The sequence below is a fragment of the Fusibacter tunisiensis genome (assembly GCF_016908355.1).
Lineage (GTDB): Bacteria > Bacillota > Clostridia > Peptostreptococcales > Acidaminobacteraceae > Fusibacter_D > Fusibacter_D tunisiensis.
Map to the genome: position 1 here is coordinate 67,972 of NZ_JAFBDT010000009.1, position 14,282 is coordinate 82,253.

15 protein-coding genes are annotated in these 14,282 nt (G+C 39.7%); all 15 read left to right on the forward strand.

The annotated features are described in order from the left end of the window. Positions 1-6: 6 nt before the first annotated feature. A complete protein-coding gene (ftsH, locus tag JOC49_RS07225) occupies positions 7-1,983 on the forward strand; it encodes an ATP-dependent zinc metalloprotease FtsH (RefSeq protein WP_204663865.1) in 1,977 nt (658 codons plus the stop codon). A gap of 75 nt (positions 1,984-2,058) precedes the next feature. Continuing rightward, positions 2,059-2,439: a thioesterase family protein gene (locus JOC49_RS07230; protein ID WP_243423632.1), complete on the forward strand. Its 381-nt coding sequence runs from the start codon at positions 2,059-2,061 to the stop codon at positions 2,437-2,439. Next, positions 2,436-3,278, forward strand: a complete 843-nt coding sequence (locus tag JOC49_RS07235) for a fumarate hydratase (protein WP_204663867.1) — start codon at positions 2,436-2,438, stop codon at positions 3,276-3,278. The genes JOC49_RS07230 and JOC49_RS07235 overlap by 4 nt, the downstream gene beginning before the upstream one ends. 12 nt (positions 3,279-3,290) lie before the next feature. Continuing rightward, positions 3,291-3,806, forward strand: a complete 516-nt coding sequence (locus JOC49_RS07240) for a Fe-S-containing hydro-lyase (protein ID WP_204663869.1) — start codon at positions 3,291-3,293, stop codon at positions 3,804-3,806. A 174-nt stretch (positions 3,807-3,980) separates the two neighbouring features. Beyond that, positions 3,981-5,657 (forward strand): acyl-CoA mutase large subunit family protein, encoded by a 1,677-nt coding sequence (locus JOC49_RS07245; protein WP_204663892.1) that lies wholly within the window; start codon positions 3,981-3,983, stop codon positions 5,655-5,657. 23 nt (positions 5,658-5,680) lie between these two features. Next, positions 5,681-6,079, forward strand: a complete 399-nt coding sequence (locus JOC49_RS07250) for a cobalamin B12-binding domain-containing protein (RefSeq protein WP_204663871.1) — start codon at positions 5,681-5,683, stop codon at positions 6,077-6,079. A 29-nt stretch (positions 6,080-6,108) separates the two neighbouring features. Then, positions 6,109-7,050 carry a methylmalonyl Co-A mutase-associated GTPase MeaB gene (gene meaB, locus JOC49_RS07255; protein WP_204663873.1) on the forward strand — a complete coding sequence of 314 codons (942 nt, stop codon included), beginning with the start codon at positions 6,109-6,111 and terminating at the stop codon, positions 7,048-7,050. A 134-nt stretch (positions 7,051-7,184) separates the two neighbouring features. Then, positions 7,185-7,592: a methylmalonyl-CoA epimerase gene (gene mce, locus JOC49_RS07260; protein ID WP_204663875.1), complete on the forward strand. Its 408-nt coding sequence runs from the start codon at positions 7,185-7,187 to the stop codon at positions 7,590-7,592. 20 nt (positions 7,593-7,612) lie between these two features. Then, entirely contained in the window at positions 7,613-9,160 is a 1,548-nt protein-coding gene (locus JOC49_RS07265) for an acyl-CoA carboxylase subunit beta (protein ID WP_204663877.1), read from the forward strand. 17 nt (positions 9,161-9,177) lie between these two features. Further along, the gene (locus JOC49_RS07270) at positions 9,178-9,588 is read left to right on the forward strand and encodes an OadG family protein (RefSeq protein WP_204663879.1); all 411 of its coding nucleotides are present in this window, start codon (positions 9,178-9,180) and stop codon (positions 9,586-9,588) included. Positions 9,589-9,617: 29 nt separating this feature from the next. After that, positions 9,618-10,010 (forward strand): biotin/lipoyl-containing protein, encoded by a 393-nt coding sequence (locus JOC49_RS07275; RefSeq protein WP_204663881.1) that lies wholly within the window; start codon positions 9,618-9,620, stop codon positions 10,008-10,010. A gap of 61 nt (positions 10,011-10,071) precedes the next feature. After that, complete coding sequence (locus tag JOC49_RS07280; protein WP_459251389.1) at positions 10,072-11,202, forward strand: sodium ion-translocating decarboxylase subunit beta; 1,131 nt, start codon at positions 10,072-10,074, stop codon at positions 11,200-11,202. A gap of 94 nt (positions 11,203-11,296) precedes the next feature. Then, complete coding sequence (locus tag JOC49_RS07285; protein ID WP_204663885.1) at positions 11,297-12,283, forward strand: biotin--[acetyl-CoA-carboxylase] ligase; 987 nt, start codon at positions 11,297-11,299, stop codon at positions 12,281-12,283. Between the two features lie 18 nt (positions 12,284-12,301). Further along, positions 12,302-13,078: a type III pantothenate kinase gene (locus JOC49_RS07290; RefSeq protein ID WP_204663886.1), complete on the forward strand. Its 777-nt coding sequence runs from the start codon at positions 12,302-12,304 to the stop codon at positions 13,076-13,078. A gap of 20 nt (positions 13,079-13,098) precedes the next feature. After that, the gene (gene dusB, locus JOC49_RS07295; RefSeq protein ID WP_204663887.1) at positions 13,099-14,067 is read left to right on the forward strand and encodes a tRNA dihydrouridine synthase DusB; all 969 of its coding nucleotides are present in this window, start codon (positions 13,099-13,101) and stop codon (positions 14,065-14,067) included. Positions 14,068-14,282 lie beyond the last annotated feature (215 nt).

A 14,282-nucleotide genomic window follows, 5' to 3' on the forward strand; every position in this document is an offset into this window, starting at 1 on the left:
GAAGCTATGAAGAAAGGGTTGAAAGGCGCGTCTATCTATATTGTAATATTTTTAGGAATATTGCTTTTGGTGACGATGTCGGGCATAAATGCCCAAAAATCAGTTGATTATTCGTATGATGTTTTTATTGAAAAATTAGAAGGCAATGAAATCAGTGAAGTCCAAATAGATGGCAATACGATTTCTGGTAAATTAAATGATGGTACTGTTTTTACCAGTTATGTTCCAACAATGCTTGCTCTTAAAACAGGTGAAATGTTACTGGACCTTAAAGAGTCGGGACAACTGATGAAAGTGACTGGAATTCCACCTGCTAACACACCTTTTATACTTGAGATTCTACCGACAATTATTATGGTGTTGCTTTTAGTGGTGTTTTGGTTTGTCTTTATGCAAAACTCCCAAGGCGGCGGTTCTAAAGTTATGTCGTTTGGGAAGAGTAAAGCGAAAATCGTTAAAGAAACAGGTAAAAAGATTACATTTTCAGATGTTGCAGGTTTAAAAGAAGAAAAAGAAGAAATGCAAGAAATTGTAGATTTTCTAAAACACCCGCGACGTTATCTTGCTTTGGGTGCACGTATTCCAAAAGGTATTTTAATGGTAGGCCCTCCGGGTACAGGTAAGACATATTTGTCCAGAGCATGTGCCGGTGAGGCGGGTGTGCCTTTTTACACCATTTCTGGATCAGACTTTGTTGAAATGTTTGTAGGCGTTGGTGCGTCAAGGGTTCGCGATTTGTTTGAAGAAGCAAAAAAGAATGCGCCATGTATTGTTTTTATTGATGAGATAGATGCAGTTGGACGTAAACGTGGTGCAGGTCTCGGTGGTGGACATGATGAACGTGAGCAAACCCTGAATCAACTTTTGGTTGAAATGGATGGTTTCTCTGACAATGAAGGCGTCATCATTATAGCAGCTACCAATAGACCTGATATCTTAGACCCTGCACTTCTGAGACCTGGTCGTTTTGACCGCCAAGTAATGGTAGGTGTTCCAGATGTTAGAGAGAGGGAGCAAATTCTAAAAGTTCACGCAAGGAATAAGCCCGTTGCTGAAGACGTTGACTATGCAAAGCTGGCTCAAAGCACGCCGGGCTTTACACCAGCTGATCTTGAGAATGTTATGAATGAAGCGGCACTTTTATCTGCAAGAAAGAGTGACCGTATTATTCGCATGGAATCCATAAAAGACTCAATTATTAAAGTGATTGCAGGCGTTGAAAAGAAAAGCAGAATGGTAAGTGAAAAGGAAAGAAAATTGACAGCTTATCATGAAGCAGGTCATGCCGTGATTGCACAACTTTTGCCGGAAACGGATCCTGTTCATCAGGTGACAATTATCCCAAGAGGCCGTGCGGGTGGATTCACAATGCAATTGCCTGAAGAAGACAGAAGTTATGCAACTAAAAAGGGTATGGAACGTGAGCTTATTATTCTTTTAGGTGGACGTGTTGCTGAGAGTTTAGTGCTTGGTGATATTAGCACTGGTGCACAGAACGATTTAAGCCGTGTTACTAAAATTGCGCGTTCGATGGTGACCAAGTATGCCATGAGTGATAACTTAGGGTCTATGAGTTATGATACTGAAGATGAAGTTTTCCTTGGTCGAGATTTTACGTCCATGAAAAATTATTCTGAACACGTTGCGGCAGAAATTGACCGTGAGGTTCGTAACATTGTAGATACAGCATATGATAAAGCAAAAAACCTTCTTGATGAACATTTAGACAAACTTCATGTGATTGCCAGCGCACTTCTTAAATACGAAACCATTAGTGGTGAAGAATTTAAACTTGCTTTTGATGAAGGCATGGATGCATTGGCTGAAAAAGTTGAAACTGAGAAGGCAAAAATAGAAGAAGAACGGAAGCTGACAAAAGCTCAGGAGGAAGCAGAACGTTTAGAAATGGAGCGCATGAAAGAAGCGCTAAAAGCAGAAAATCCTGAAGCGTCTGAAGAGATAGCGCCAGAAAAAGAAAGTTAAAGCAAAACCCAAGTTGCCCAGCAACTTGGGTTTATTTTCATTTTATACCATAATTTAGAATTGGAGGCGATTTGTTTGGAAAAAGGGAATCAATATGAATCAGTGCTTATAGTTGAAGAAAAGCACACAGCAAAGGCATTTGGAAGTGGTGATCTGTATGTGTTTTCAACGCCAATGATGGTTGCCCTTATGGAAAATGCGGCGATGAAATCTGCCGAATTGGGTGGCTATGCCACTGTGGGCACCTCACTGAATGTTAAGCATATAGCCGCAACGCCTATGGGACATAAAGTGCGGGCAATCGCTGAACTCATTGAAATTGAAGGCAAAAAACTGGTTTTTAGAGTGACTGCATTTGATGAAAAAGAAAAAATTGGAGAAGGCGTCCATGAACGATTTATAATTGATGTTGAGAAGTTTATGAAAAAAGTAGGGATGAAAACGAGGACGCTATGAGAAGTATCGACGCAAACGTAATTGTTTCAGAAGTAAAACGCATGTGTATTGAGTGCAATTATCAAATAGGATCAGATGTAAAAGAGTCTTTTTTAAGAGCACTTAAAACTGAAAAATCGCCACTTGGGGGACGTATAATTGGAGATTTACTAAAAAATGCGGAAATTGCCGCGCAAGGTGAACTTCCCATTTGTCAAGACACAGGAATGGCGGTTGTTTTTGTGGAAATAGGAATTGATGTTACAATCAGGCATATGTCGCTTAAGGACGCTATCAACGAAGGTGTTAGGCAAGGGTACAAGGAAGGCTATTTAAGAAAATCAGTTGTTTCCGATCCAATTATCAGGAAAAATTCTGGAGACAATACACCAGCTGTGATTCATTACGAGGTTGTAGACGGAGACCGTTTAAACATTACTGTGGCCTCAAAAGGATTTGGTAGTGAAAATATGTCTGCTTTAAAAATGTTGAAACCGGCAGATGGAATTGATGGGATTGAAAACTTTGTTGTAGATACGATTGAGAAAGCTGGCTCTAATCCTTGTCCGCCAATAATCGTCGGTGTTGGAATTGGCGGTACTTTTGAGAAAGCTGCACTTTTAGCGAAGAAAGCCTTAATGCGACCAATTGGGAAATGCCATCCATTTGAGCATATTGCTGAACTTGAAAAAAGGCTCCTCTCACGGATTAACACACTGAATATAGGACCTCAAGGGTTAGGTGGAACGACCACTGCGCTTGGTGTAAATGCGGAGGTCTACCCAACCCATATAGCAGGACTACCAGTTGCTGTAAATATTAATTGTCATGCTTCAAGGCACTTGACACATGAATTTTAGGGAGGCTTTCGTATGAAAAATATAAGGACACCCTTGACAGAGGCTGTTGTTCAGTCTCTTTGTGCTGGAGATGAGGTCCTTTTGAGTGGTGTGATTTATACGGCGCGTGATGCTGCGCATATGAGGATGCTTGAGAATTTAGACCATCTCCCTTTTGACTTGAAAGGCCAAATTATCTACTATTCTGGCGCTTCACCCACTAGACCTTCAAAAGCAATTGGGTCTTGTGGACCAACAACAAGTGGTCGAATGGATGAAATGACACCTAAGCTTTTAGACCTAGGTCTAAAGGGTATGATTGGAAAAGGGGATAGAGATGCGTCGGTGATAAGTGCCATGTGTCGGAATGATGCGGTTTATTTTATAGCAATTGGCGGTGCAGGGGCATTGATTGCAGATTCAGTTGTAGAAAATACGGTTATTGCTTATGAAGATTTAGGACCAGAAGCGGTAAAAAAAATGGTGGTTAAGGATATGAAGTTGATTGTTGCAATTGACGCAACAGGCAAATCGCTTTACAAAAAGTAAAATGCAAGAAAACTTGCAACAAAACCTGAAGTTTGTTTTTGTAATCAACTGCTAAAATAGCCTTAAAGTATACAATTATACTTGAACAAAAACAATGATATTTAGTTGGATTTGTGGTATCCTTATATAGGAAAATTGGCCAATTTGGTCAATAATTAAAGGAGGAATTTAATGATGTTTAACAAGGATCAAATCTCAGTACTAAAAGACGCGGTCGATAGAGAAAACTCTAAAACGCAAGAAAAGTTGCAAAAAAGACCTGAACGTAAAAATGTATTCACCACAGGTTCGGGCGCACCGGTCAATAGGTACTATACTCCTGTTGACATTGCAGATATGGATTATATGAATGATCTTGGGCTTCCAGGACAGTATCCATACACAAGAGGTGTACAGCCAACCATGTACAGGGGTCGTTTTTGGACGATGAGAATGTATGCAGGGTTTGCGACAGCAGAAGAATCCAATAAACGGTACAAGTTCTTAGTTGAACAAGGGTCTAGTGGTCTTTCTGTGGCTTTTGATTTGCCAACTCAAATTGGATACGACAGCGATCATCCTTTATCAGAAGGAGAAGTTGGAAAAGTAGGTGTGGCAATTGACTCCTTGGCAGATATGGAAATTTTATTTGATGGGATTCCACTAGATAAAGTTAGTACATCAATGACAATCAATGCACCGGCTTCTGTTTTATTGGCGATGTATATTGCAGTTGCGGAAAAACAGGGTGTATCCGCAGATAAATTAAGAGGAACGATCCAAAATGACATCTTGAAAGAATACATTGCGCGTGGTACGTATATTTTCCCAACGGAACCCTCCATGCGATTGATTACAGATATATTTGAATACTGCTCTCAAAATGTGCCTTTGTGGAATACAATTTCAATCTCTGGCTATCATATCCGTGAGGCAGGCTCCACAGCAGCCCAAGAAATTGGGTTTACACTTGCAGACGGGATTGCATATGTTGAAGCAGCTATAAAAGCTGGACTCGATGTCGATGCTTTTGCACCTAGACTTTCATTCTTTTTTAATGCACATAACGATTTATTAGAAGAGGTTTCTAAATATAGAGCTGCAAGAAGGTTATGGGCTCGAATTATGAAAGAGCGATTTGGCGCTAAGGATCCTAAATCTATGCAACTTAAGTTTCACACTCAAACTGGGGGTTCAACGCTGACAGCACAACAACCAGATAATAATATTGTACGAGTTGCAATTCAAACTTTGGCAGCCGTTTTAGGTGGTACTCAAAGTTTGCATACCAATTCAAAAGATGAAGCTTTGGCACTTCCAACTGAAGATTCTGTTAGAATTGCCCTTAGAACACAGCAAATCGTAGCACACGAAAGTGGTGTGACAGAAGTTGTAGATCCACTTGCGGGTTCTTATTATATAGAAGCAAAAACAAAAGAAATTGAAGACGAAGCCTATGCGTATATAAACAAGATTGACGAAATAGGCGGGGCTCCAAAAGCAATTGATATGGGATACATTCAGCAAGAAATTATGGATGCCGCTTATGATTATCAAAAGAAAGTAGAAAACAATGATGTCATTGTAGTTGGTCTTAATAAATATCAAGTTGAAGAAGAAGCACCTAAGGGATTACTCCGAGTTGATCCTGCTGTTGGTGAAATGCAGAAAGATAAATTGAAAACTTTACGTCAAGAGCGTGACAATGCCAAAGTAGAGGCGCAGTTAAAGGCGCTGAAAAGTGCATGTGAAGGTACTGAAAATGTTATGCCACTCATCTTGGATGCCGTTAAAGCCTATGCCACTTTAGGTGAAGTATGTGGTGTTATGAGAGAAGTTTTCGGTGAATACCAACAGTCTGTAAGTTTGTAAGCAAGGGTTGAAGGAGGAGAATCATGAATAAGACGATTAGAGTTTTGGTAGCCAAGCCAGGTTTGGATGGTCACGATAGAGGTGCGAAAGTAATTGCAAGAGCATTAAGAGATGCAGGAATGGAAGTTATTTACACGGGGTTAAGACAAACCCCTGAGCAAATAGTGAGTGCGGCTATTCAAGAGGATGTAGATTGTATCGCTATGAGTATTCTATCAGGTGCACACAACACGTTACTCCCGAAAGTAGTTGAACTTTTAAAAGCACAAAACGCAGACGATATTCTTGTAATTGGTGGCGGGGTAATTCCAACAGATGACATTCCGGGATTAAAAGAAAAGGGCATCAAGGAAATTTTCACCCCAGGGACACCGACACAAGTGACAATTGATTTTATCAAAGCAAATGTGATGGAAAGATAAGGTAGAAAAGCATCCGAAAGGAAGGCAGCATGGATATCGAAAAAAGACTTTTAGAACATGATAAACGCGCAGCTGCAAGGTTGATTACTAAAGTTGAAAATGGAGACCCGGAGGGTTATAAGATTCTTCAAACCCTTTATCCCAATAGTGGGAAGGCATATGTTATTGGCGTTACTGGCCCCCCAGGTGCTGGAAAAAGTACATTAACCGACAAAATGGTAAAAGCCCTTCGAAAGCAGGGAAAGACGGTTTCGGTTATTGCAGTTGACCCGACGTCACCATTTACCGGAGGTGCAATTTTGGGTGACCGTGTTCGAATGACCGACTTGAGTATGGATCCAGGCGTTTTTATTAGAAGTATGGGTGCCAGAGGTCATTTGGGCGGCATATCAGAAGCGACATCAGCGGCAGTGAAAGTCTTGGATATTATGGGCTCAGATTATATCTTTGTTGAAACGGTAGGAGTCGGACAATCGGAAATTGATATTGTCAAGAATTGTGACACCACTTTGATGATTATGGTCCCTGGTCTTGGGGATGATATACAAGCGATAAAGGCAGGCGTCATGGAAATTGGGGATGTCTTTGCTGTGAATAAAGCGGATCGAGATGGTGCAAAAAGAACAGCTAGAGAAATTCAAATGATGCTGGATTTCAATAAAGATAAGGGCTGGCGTCCACCTGTTAAAATGGTGATTGCAACAGAAAATAACGGGATAGACGAACTGATTGAAGCGATTCATCAACATAAAGCGTATATGATTGAAAACAATCTTTTTGAATCCAGACGTGTTGAAAACGCCAAAAGTGAAGTGCTAGAATTGATTAAGGAACGGATTGAGCGTATGATATTGGATCAGTCTCAAAAAGAAGAAGCGCTGGATGCCTATGCAAAACGTGTTGCGGGTCGAGAGTTGGACCCTTATTCTGCTGTGGATAAGGTGATGATGGATATGAAGGTTAAGATTTAAGGGTTCTTTAAACGGTTAATAGATTTAGCAGAAAAACTTAATTATAGTAAGTTAAATTTTGGATTCGTTTATCAAATGGGTTTACTGAAAAAAGTTGACTTGTTAAAATGATTGAAGATACCATGGAGGTTATTATGAAGGCGTTAAAAGTGGATCATATTGGCATTGCTGTAAAGGATCTTGAGGAATCCATTAAGTTTTATCAAGATATTCTAGGATTGGAACTTATGGGGACTGAAGTTGTTGAAGAGCAAAAAGTGCGCGTTGCATTTTTACCGGTTGGGGATACAGAAGTAGAACTTTTGGAGTCTACATCAGAAGATGGGCCGATAGCAAAGTTCATTGAGAAAAACGGTGAAGGGATACAGCACATTGCTTTTAAGGTAGATAACATTGAAGAAGCCATTGAGTACATGATATCAAAAGGTATGAGAATGATTGATGAAAAACCTAGATATGGTGCTGGTGGTGCTAAAATTGCTTTTGTACATCCAAAAAGCTCAAATCGTGTTTTGGTTGAGTTAAGCGAAAGAACTGAATAAGAAAGGGTTGGAGGGTCAAAATGTCTGTAAACAAATTGGACGACTTGAAACGCAGAAAAGAGAAAATTCTCGCTGGCGGTGGTGAAAAAAGAATCGCCAAGCAACATGACAGTGGTAAATTAACTGCAAGAGAAAGACTTGATCTGCTATTTGACGAAGGTACATTCGTTGAATTGGATGCTTTTGTAAAGCATCGCGGTACAAATTTCGGAATGGAAAAAGCGGAGTCACCAGCTGAAGGTGTCGTAATTGGCTATGGTAAAGTAGATGGCCGATTGGTTTATGCGTATTCGCAGGATTTCACAGTTTTAGGTGGGTCACTTGGTGAAATGCATGCCAATAAAATTTGTAAAGTACTTGATAACGCTATGAAAGTGGGCGCACCTGTTGTTGGCATCAATGATTCAGGTGGTGCAAGAATTCAAGAAGCAGTAGATGCGCTTTCAGGATATGGCAAAATATTCTTGAGAAACACATTGGCATCTGGTGTTATTCCTCAAATTACTGCAATCATGGGACCATGTGCAGGTGGAGCGGTGTATTCACCAGCGCTTACTGACTTTGTATTTATGGTGGACAAAACATCACAAATGTTTATAACTGGGCCACAAGTTATAAAAACTGTAACAGGAGAAGACGTTACAGCAGAGGCCTTAGGTGGTGCTATGACGCACAACTCTGTAAGTGGTGTTTCGCAGTTTATTGCTTCCAATGATCAAGCATGTCTTGAAGACATTAGAAGACTTTTAAGCTTCTTGCCTTCCAATAATATGGAAGTTGCGCCTGAATATGATACGGATTCAGACATTAATGCTTTAGAAGAAATGCTCAATACTTATATACCAGAAAATCCAAATAAACCATATGACATGCATGAAGTTATTAAAGTTTTGGTGGATCAAGGTGATTTTATGGAGTATTTGCCACACTATGCTAAAAATATTGTAACTGGATTTGCCAGATTGAATGGTAAAACAATTGGAATTGTAGCAAATCAACCTAAAGTGTTGGCAGGATGTCTTGATGTAAATGCTTCAGATAAATCTGCTCGCTTTATAAGAACTTGTGATGCATTTAATATCCCACTTTTAAATATTGTAGACGTCCCTGGATTCTTACCTGGAACTGAACAAGAATACGATGGCATCATTAGACATGGGGCTAAAATGCTTTATGCTTATAGTGAAGCCACTGTACCAAAAATTTCATTAATCGTGAGAAAAGCGTATGGTGGTGCGTATCTTGCAATGTGTTCGAAAGATTTAGGTGCTGATTTAGTGTTGGCTTGGCCTTCGGCTGAAATCGCAGTTATGGGACCTCAAGGCGCTGCCAATATTGTGTTCAGAGGAGAAATCAAAGACGCAGAAGACCCAGTTGCGACGCGTGCACGTTTGATTCAAGAATATACAGATGAGTTTGCAACACCATATAAAGCAGCTGAAAGAGGCTTTGTAGATGATGTTATCGAGCCTGCGGCAACACGTCCAAGACTAATTGATGCTTTTGATATGCTGGAATCCAAACGTGAAGTGAGACCCGCCAAAAAACACGGAAACTTGCCGTTGTAATAGGAAGAGGTGAATAAATGGAAATTCTAGAACTCTTTAAGCACGCTGATACGTTTGCTCAGATGGACATGGGCGATAAACTTGTGGCCACACTTTATGTAATTCTGTTAGGTATGGGAATTACCTTTGTTGCTTTGGTTATAATAATGGCATTGACATCACTTATGTCTAAAATAATTATGTACATGGAAAACGGGAAAAAGCCTGCTATAAAAGAAGTTAAAAAAGAAACAGTGAAACCAGAACCGGCACCTGAGGTTCAAGAGAGTGATGATGAAGCGCTAATAGCAGTTATAACTGCTGCAATAGCAGCTTCTATGAATACATCGATGCATAATGTTGTTGTATCGAAAATAACACGTGTGCCTGATTCGACACCGGCTTGGGGAAAAGCTGGACGTAATGACGTTATGGCATCAAGATATTAAATTCTATAATTTTATTGGAGGAATTTATAATGAAAAAGTTTAATATAACGGTAAATGGAAACTCATATGAAGTTGAGGTAGAAGAAGTTGGTGGTGTTGCATCTGCACCGAGACCAGCAGCACCAACACCAGCAGCACCAAAAGCAGCACCAGCACCAAAGGCGGCACCAGCACCAAAGGCAGCACCTGCTGCTTCGGTACCAGCTGGCGGTGAAAAAGTGACTGCACCAATGCCTGGAACAGTTCTTGATATTAAGGTATCGGAAGGAGATACTGTGAATTCAGGAGATGTGTTACTTATTTTAGAGGCCATGAAAATGGAAAATGAAATTATGGCACCAGCGACTGGTAAGGTTGTTTCTGTTGCTGTAAATAAAGGTGCATCAGTAAACTCAGGAGACGTATTGATAGTGATTGGTTAATGCGATTACTATTGGTAATGAAAGGAGATGCACAATGCTTCAAACGATAAAAGATTTTTATATGTCCACAGGGATTTATCATATGGATGTTCCTTCTCTGATCATGATAGGTGTCGCTTTTGTGCTGTTTTACCTGGCAATTAAGAAAGGATTCGAACCCCTTTTACTTGTTCCGATAGCATTTGGAATGTTGTTAACCAACATTCCGGTTGCGGGATTAATGGATGGTCCAATTTATAATGCCAATGGTGAAGTAGAACAGATTGGCGGTTTGCTATACTATATCTATCAGGGAAATAAACTCGGTATATTCCCACCCTTGATTTTTCTTGGCGTTGGTGCAATGACGGATTTTGGTCCCTTGATTGCGAATCCAAAAGCCCTTTTATTGGGTGCGGCAGCCCAATTTGGAATTTTTGTGACGTTTTTCGGCGCCATTGCTTCAGGATTTTTCAATCCGGCAGAAGCGGCTTCTATTGGTATCATAGGCGGTGCAGATGGTCCGACGGCCATTTTCCTGTCTTCTAAGCTTGCCCCACATTTGATGGGGGCTATAGCCGTTGCGGCGTATTCTTATATGGCACTTGTGCCGGTTATTCAACCGCCTATTATGAAGGCTTTAACGACTAAAGAAGAACGCAAAATAAAAATGGGTCAACTTAGAGTGGTTTCTAAGACTGAAAAAATTGTTTTCCCAATTTTAGCGACGGTAATTGTTTCGTTAATTGTTCCAGCAGCAGCTGGTCTAATTGGCATGCTTATGCTTGGTAACTTGTTCAGAGAGTCTGGCGTTGCTGGAAGGTTGTCTGACACAGCACAAAATGCACTTATGAACATTGTTACAATTTTCCTTGGCGTAACTGTTGGGGCTACTGCAACAGCTGAGGCTTTTATCCAGCCTGAAACACTTGCAATTGTAGGACTTGGTGTTGTTGCGTTTGCAATTGGTACAGCAGCTGGTTTGTTGATTGCTAAACTTATGAACGCTTTATCAAAAGAAAAAATCAATCCACTTATAGGATCTGCTGGCGTATCAGCTGTTCCTATGGCCGCAAGGGTTTCTCAAGTTGTTGGTCAAAAAGCTGACCCAAGCAACTTCCTTCTGATGCATGCAATGGGACCTAATGTAGCAGGTGTAATTGGATCGGCAGTTTCAGCTGGTGTTATGCTCTCATTGTTTAGTGGTTTCTAGAAAAAAACAACAAAATGAAAGAGCCTCAAATCGTAGATTTGAGGCTCTTTGTGATATAATATAGCAAGTCGTTATAACTAAAAGGAGTCACACTATGAAACATAAAGTTTTAGCTCTAATTGAAGAATCAGGGATGCATTACATATCCGGTCAAGAGATTAGTCAAAAGTTGGGAATTTCTAGATCGGCCGTCTGGAAACATGTTCAGTCCTTGAGAAAAGAGGGATTTGTAATTGATTCAGTTTCAAGTAAAGGCTACCACCTTTCACGAGGGTCAACAGAATTAAATCAAACCACTTTAGATACAGTGATAGCAAGGTCTAATTTTTTAAACAAGGCCTTCTTTCATGAATCTGTGGATTCAACCAATCAATATGCAAAATCGAAAGCTATGGATTTTCCTGGCGCGTCTTTTATCGTTGTTGCAGACACGCAGTCAAAGGGGAGAGGCCGGCGTGGACGGAATTGGGAATCTCTCAAAAACACGGGTCTTTGGATGAGTTTGCTGGCTAAACCTGATATCAATCCTGAAGAGGCACCCAAACTCACATTAATTGCAGCAGCAGCTATGGCAAAAGCAATTGACGAAGTTGCCGATTGTAACGTCGGCATTAAGTGGCCCAATGATCTAATTTTAAATGGGAAAAAAATAGGCGGCATTCTAACGGAGCTGAGTGCTGAACCTGGGTACATAAATTATGTCGTTATTGGAATTGGTATTAATACAAAAAAAAGAGAATTTGATTCTGAATTAAGAGACAAAGCGACATCTCTTGAAAATGAACTGTTGGATTATAAAATGGATCATTTAAGAATTCTTAAAGTATTTGTGAAACACTTTGAAATGTATTATAATCAGTTCGTTAAGTTTTCAGATATAGAAGCGGTTCTAACAATTAATCGCGAAAAATCCGTCACATTAAATCGCACAGTTTGTGTAGAAACTGGTGGCGAAACATCTATATATAACGCTATAAGACTGGATGAAGAAGGCAGGCTTGTGGTACTCGATCAAGCAGGGACTGAAAAGACTATATTTTTTGGAGAAGTATCTGTTAGAGGAATCAATGGTTATATTTGATTCAAGATAGGAGGCGTTATGCTACTGACTTTTGATGTTGGAAATACCAATATCGTTATGGGCTTGTTTAAAAATGATGTGCTGGTTGCTAACTGGCGCATGGCAACAGATCACTCAAAATCAGCTGATGAAATTGGGATGTTTATCATTCAATTATTTGCGCATGAAAATTATGATTATAAAGACGTAAAAGATATAATTATTTCTTCTGTTGTACCACACGTCATGTATTCGCTCTTGCACATGACTCAAAAATATTTTGATAAAGAGGCAATTGTAATAGGACCAGGCATTAAGACAGGAATGAATATAAAATATGATAATCCGCGTCAAGTAGGTGCCGATCGAATTGTGAATGCAGTTGCAGGTTTTAAGAAATATGGTGGTCCATTGATTATAATTGATTTTGGGACAGCAACAACATTTTGTGCCATAAATGAAAAGTGTGAGTATCTAGGGGGGTCTATACTACCTGGTATTAAGATTTCAGCGGATGCCCTTTATCAAAAAGCGGCTAAGCTAACGCGTGTAGAACTTGTAAAACCAGATTGTGTTATTTGTAAAAACACCACTCAGAGTGTTCAGGCAGGTATTATATATGGTTATGTAGGCAGTGTAGATTATATTGTCTCAAAAATGAAAGAAGAGTTGGGTGGAAACCGTGTGAAAGTAATTGCTACAGGAGGTCTTTCAACGCTCATCGCATCTGAATCTAAAGAAATAGACGTGGTTGACAAGATGCTAACAATGGATGGTTTAAACATTATTTATAAAATGAATAGACCTTTAAAATAAAAAATGTTTGAGGAAATAAAATGAAGATTGGCAAGGTTGAGTTAGAAAATGAAATTGTGTTGGCACCTATGGCTGGTGTAACAGATTTACCATTTAGGTTGGTGTGCCGGAAGTTTCACAAAGGGTTAATGGTGAGTGAAATGGTAAGTGTCAGCGCCTTGTTTTATAAAGATAAAAAAACGCACCAGCTTATGAAGATACTGGAAAATGAAAGGCCTATGTCGCTACAGATATTTACTGCTGACCCCGACAAACTAGAAGCTATCCAAGACGTTTTAAATGGACATAATAATGATATACTGGACATTAACATGGGGTGCCCAGCGCCTAAAATAGTCAACAATGGTGAAGGGTCCGCTTTAATGAAAACACCAAAACTTGCAGAGAAACTTTTAAAGACTGCGGTTAAAATTTCAGAAAAACCAGTTACAGTTAAAATAAGAAAAGGTTGGGACCAAAACTCGATCAATGCTGTTGAAATCGCAAAAATAGCAGAAGCTTCTGGAGTTCAAGCCATAGCAATCCATGGAAGGACTCGAGAAGAAATGTATACGGGAAAAGCAGATTGGGAAATTATTAAAGCTGTCAAAGAAGCTGTTCGTATACCAGTAATCGGAAACGGAGATATTTTCAATTCAGAAGATGCGGTTAAAATAAAAGAAAAGACCAACTGTGATGGTGTTATGATAGGAAGAGGGATTCAAGGGAATCCTTGGCTCTTGAGAGAAATAGACAATGCATTAAATGGTTATAGGCCTTCAGAGTTGACGGAATCAAGAGAGAATCTTCTAGAAATAATGAACTGGCACTATACTTTGTTAATAGAGTATAAAGGGTCACATATCGGAACTTTGGAAATGAGAAAGCACGCTGCATGGTATTTAAAAGGGATTAAACATGCTTCTTTTTTTAAAGATCAAGTGAATCGTGCAACTTCGGAAAATGAGATGCGCAAAATTTTTATTGAAGCGTGTCAAAGTAGTGTTTAAGTAAAGGCAATTCGGGTATAATAAAAATTGTCACCATTTCTCCAAAAAAAGTTTTAGATAATGGTTGACAAACTCTGTTGTGGGTGATAGAATTATGAAGTTGTCGCTGATAAGCGGCGTCGAGAGAACCTTGAAAATTGAACAGCTTAAATGAAAAAAACCAAACGCAATTCAGTTGAGGGAAACTTCAAAAGAAAAGTGATAACGGGTTTCGA

What these genes read in the sequence shown, in the direction of transcription:
- ftsH (WP_204663865.1), top strand. Translation starts at nt 7, where the DNA reads ATGAAGAAAGGGTTGAAAGGCGCGTCTATCTATATTGTAATATTTTTA.
- JOC49_RS07235 (WP_204663867.1), top strand. Translation starts at nt 2,436, where the DNA reads ATGAGAAGTATCGACGCAAACGTAATTGTTTCAGAAGTAAAACGCATG.
- JOC49_RS07240 (WP_204663869.1), top strand. Translation starts at nt 3,291, where the DNA reads ATGAAAAATATAAGGACACCCTTGACAGAGGCTGTTGTTCAGTCTCTT.
- JOC49_RS07245 (WP_204663892.1), top strand. Translation starts at nt 3,981, where the DNA reads ATGTTTAACAAGGATCAAATCTCAGTACTAAAAGACGCGGTCGATAGA.
- JOC49_RS07250 (WP_204663871.1), top strand. Translation starts at nt 5,681, where the DNA reads ATGAATAAGACGATTAGAGTTTTGGTAGCCAAGCCAGGTTTGGATGGT.
- meaB (WP_204663873.1), top strand. Translation starts at nt 6,109, where the DNA reads ATGGATATCGAAAAAAGACTTTTAGAACATGATAAACGCGCAGCTGCA.
- mce (WP_204663875.1), top strand. Translation starts at nt 7,185, where the DNA reads ATGAAGGCGTTAAAAGTGGATCATATTGGCATTGCTGTAAAGGATCTT.
- JOC49_RS07265 (WP_204663877.1), top strand. Translation starts at nt 7,613, where the DNA reads ATGTCTGTAAACAAATTGGACGACTTGAAACGCAGAAAAGAGAAAATT.
- JOC49_RS07270 (WP_204663879.1), top strand. Translation starts at nt 9,178, where the DNA reads ATGGAAATTCTAGAACTCTTTAAGCACGCTGATACGTTTGCTCAGATG.
- JOC49_RS07275 (WP_204663881.1), top strand. Translation starts at nt 9,618, where the DNA reads ATGAAAAAGTTTAATATAACGGTAAATGGAAACTCATATGAAGTTGAG.
- JOC49_RS07280 (WP_459251389.1), top strand. Translation starts at nt 10,072, where the DNA reads ATGTCCACAGGGATTTATCATATGGATGTTCCTTCTCTGATCATGATA.
- JOC49_RS07285 (WP_204663885.1), top strand. Translation starts at nt 11,297, where the DNA reads ATGAAACATAAAGTTTTAGCTCTAATTGAAGAATCAGGGATGCATTAC.
- JOC49_RS07290 (WP_204663886.1), top strand. Translation starts at nt 12,302, where the DNA reads ATGCTACTGACTTTTGATGTTGGAAATACCAATATCGTTATGGGCTTG.
- dusB (WP_204663887.1), top strand. Translation starts at nt 13,099, where the DNA reads ATGAAGATTGGCAAGGTTGAGTTAGAAAATGAAATTGTGTTGGCACCT.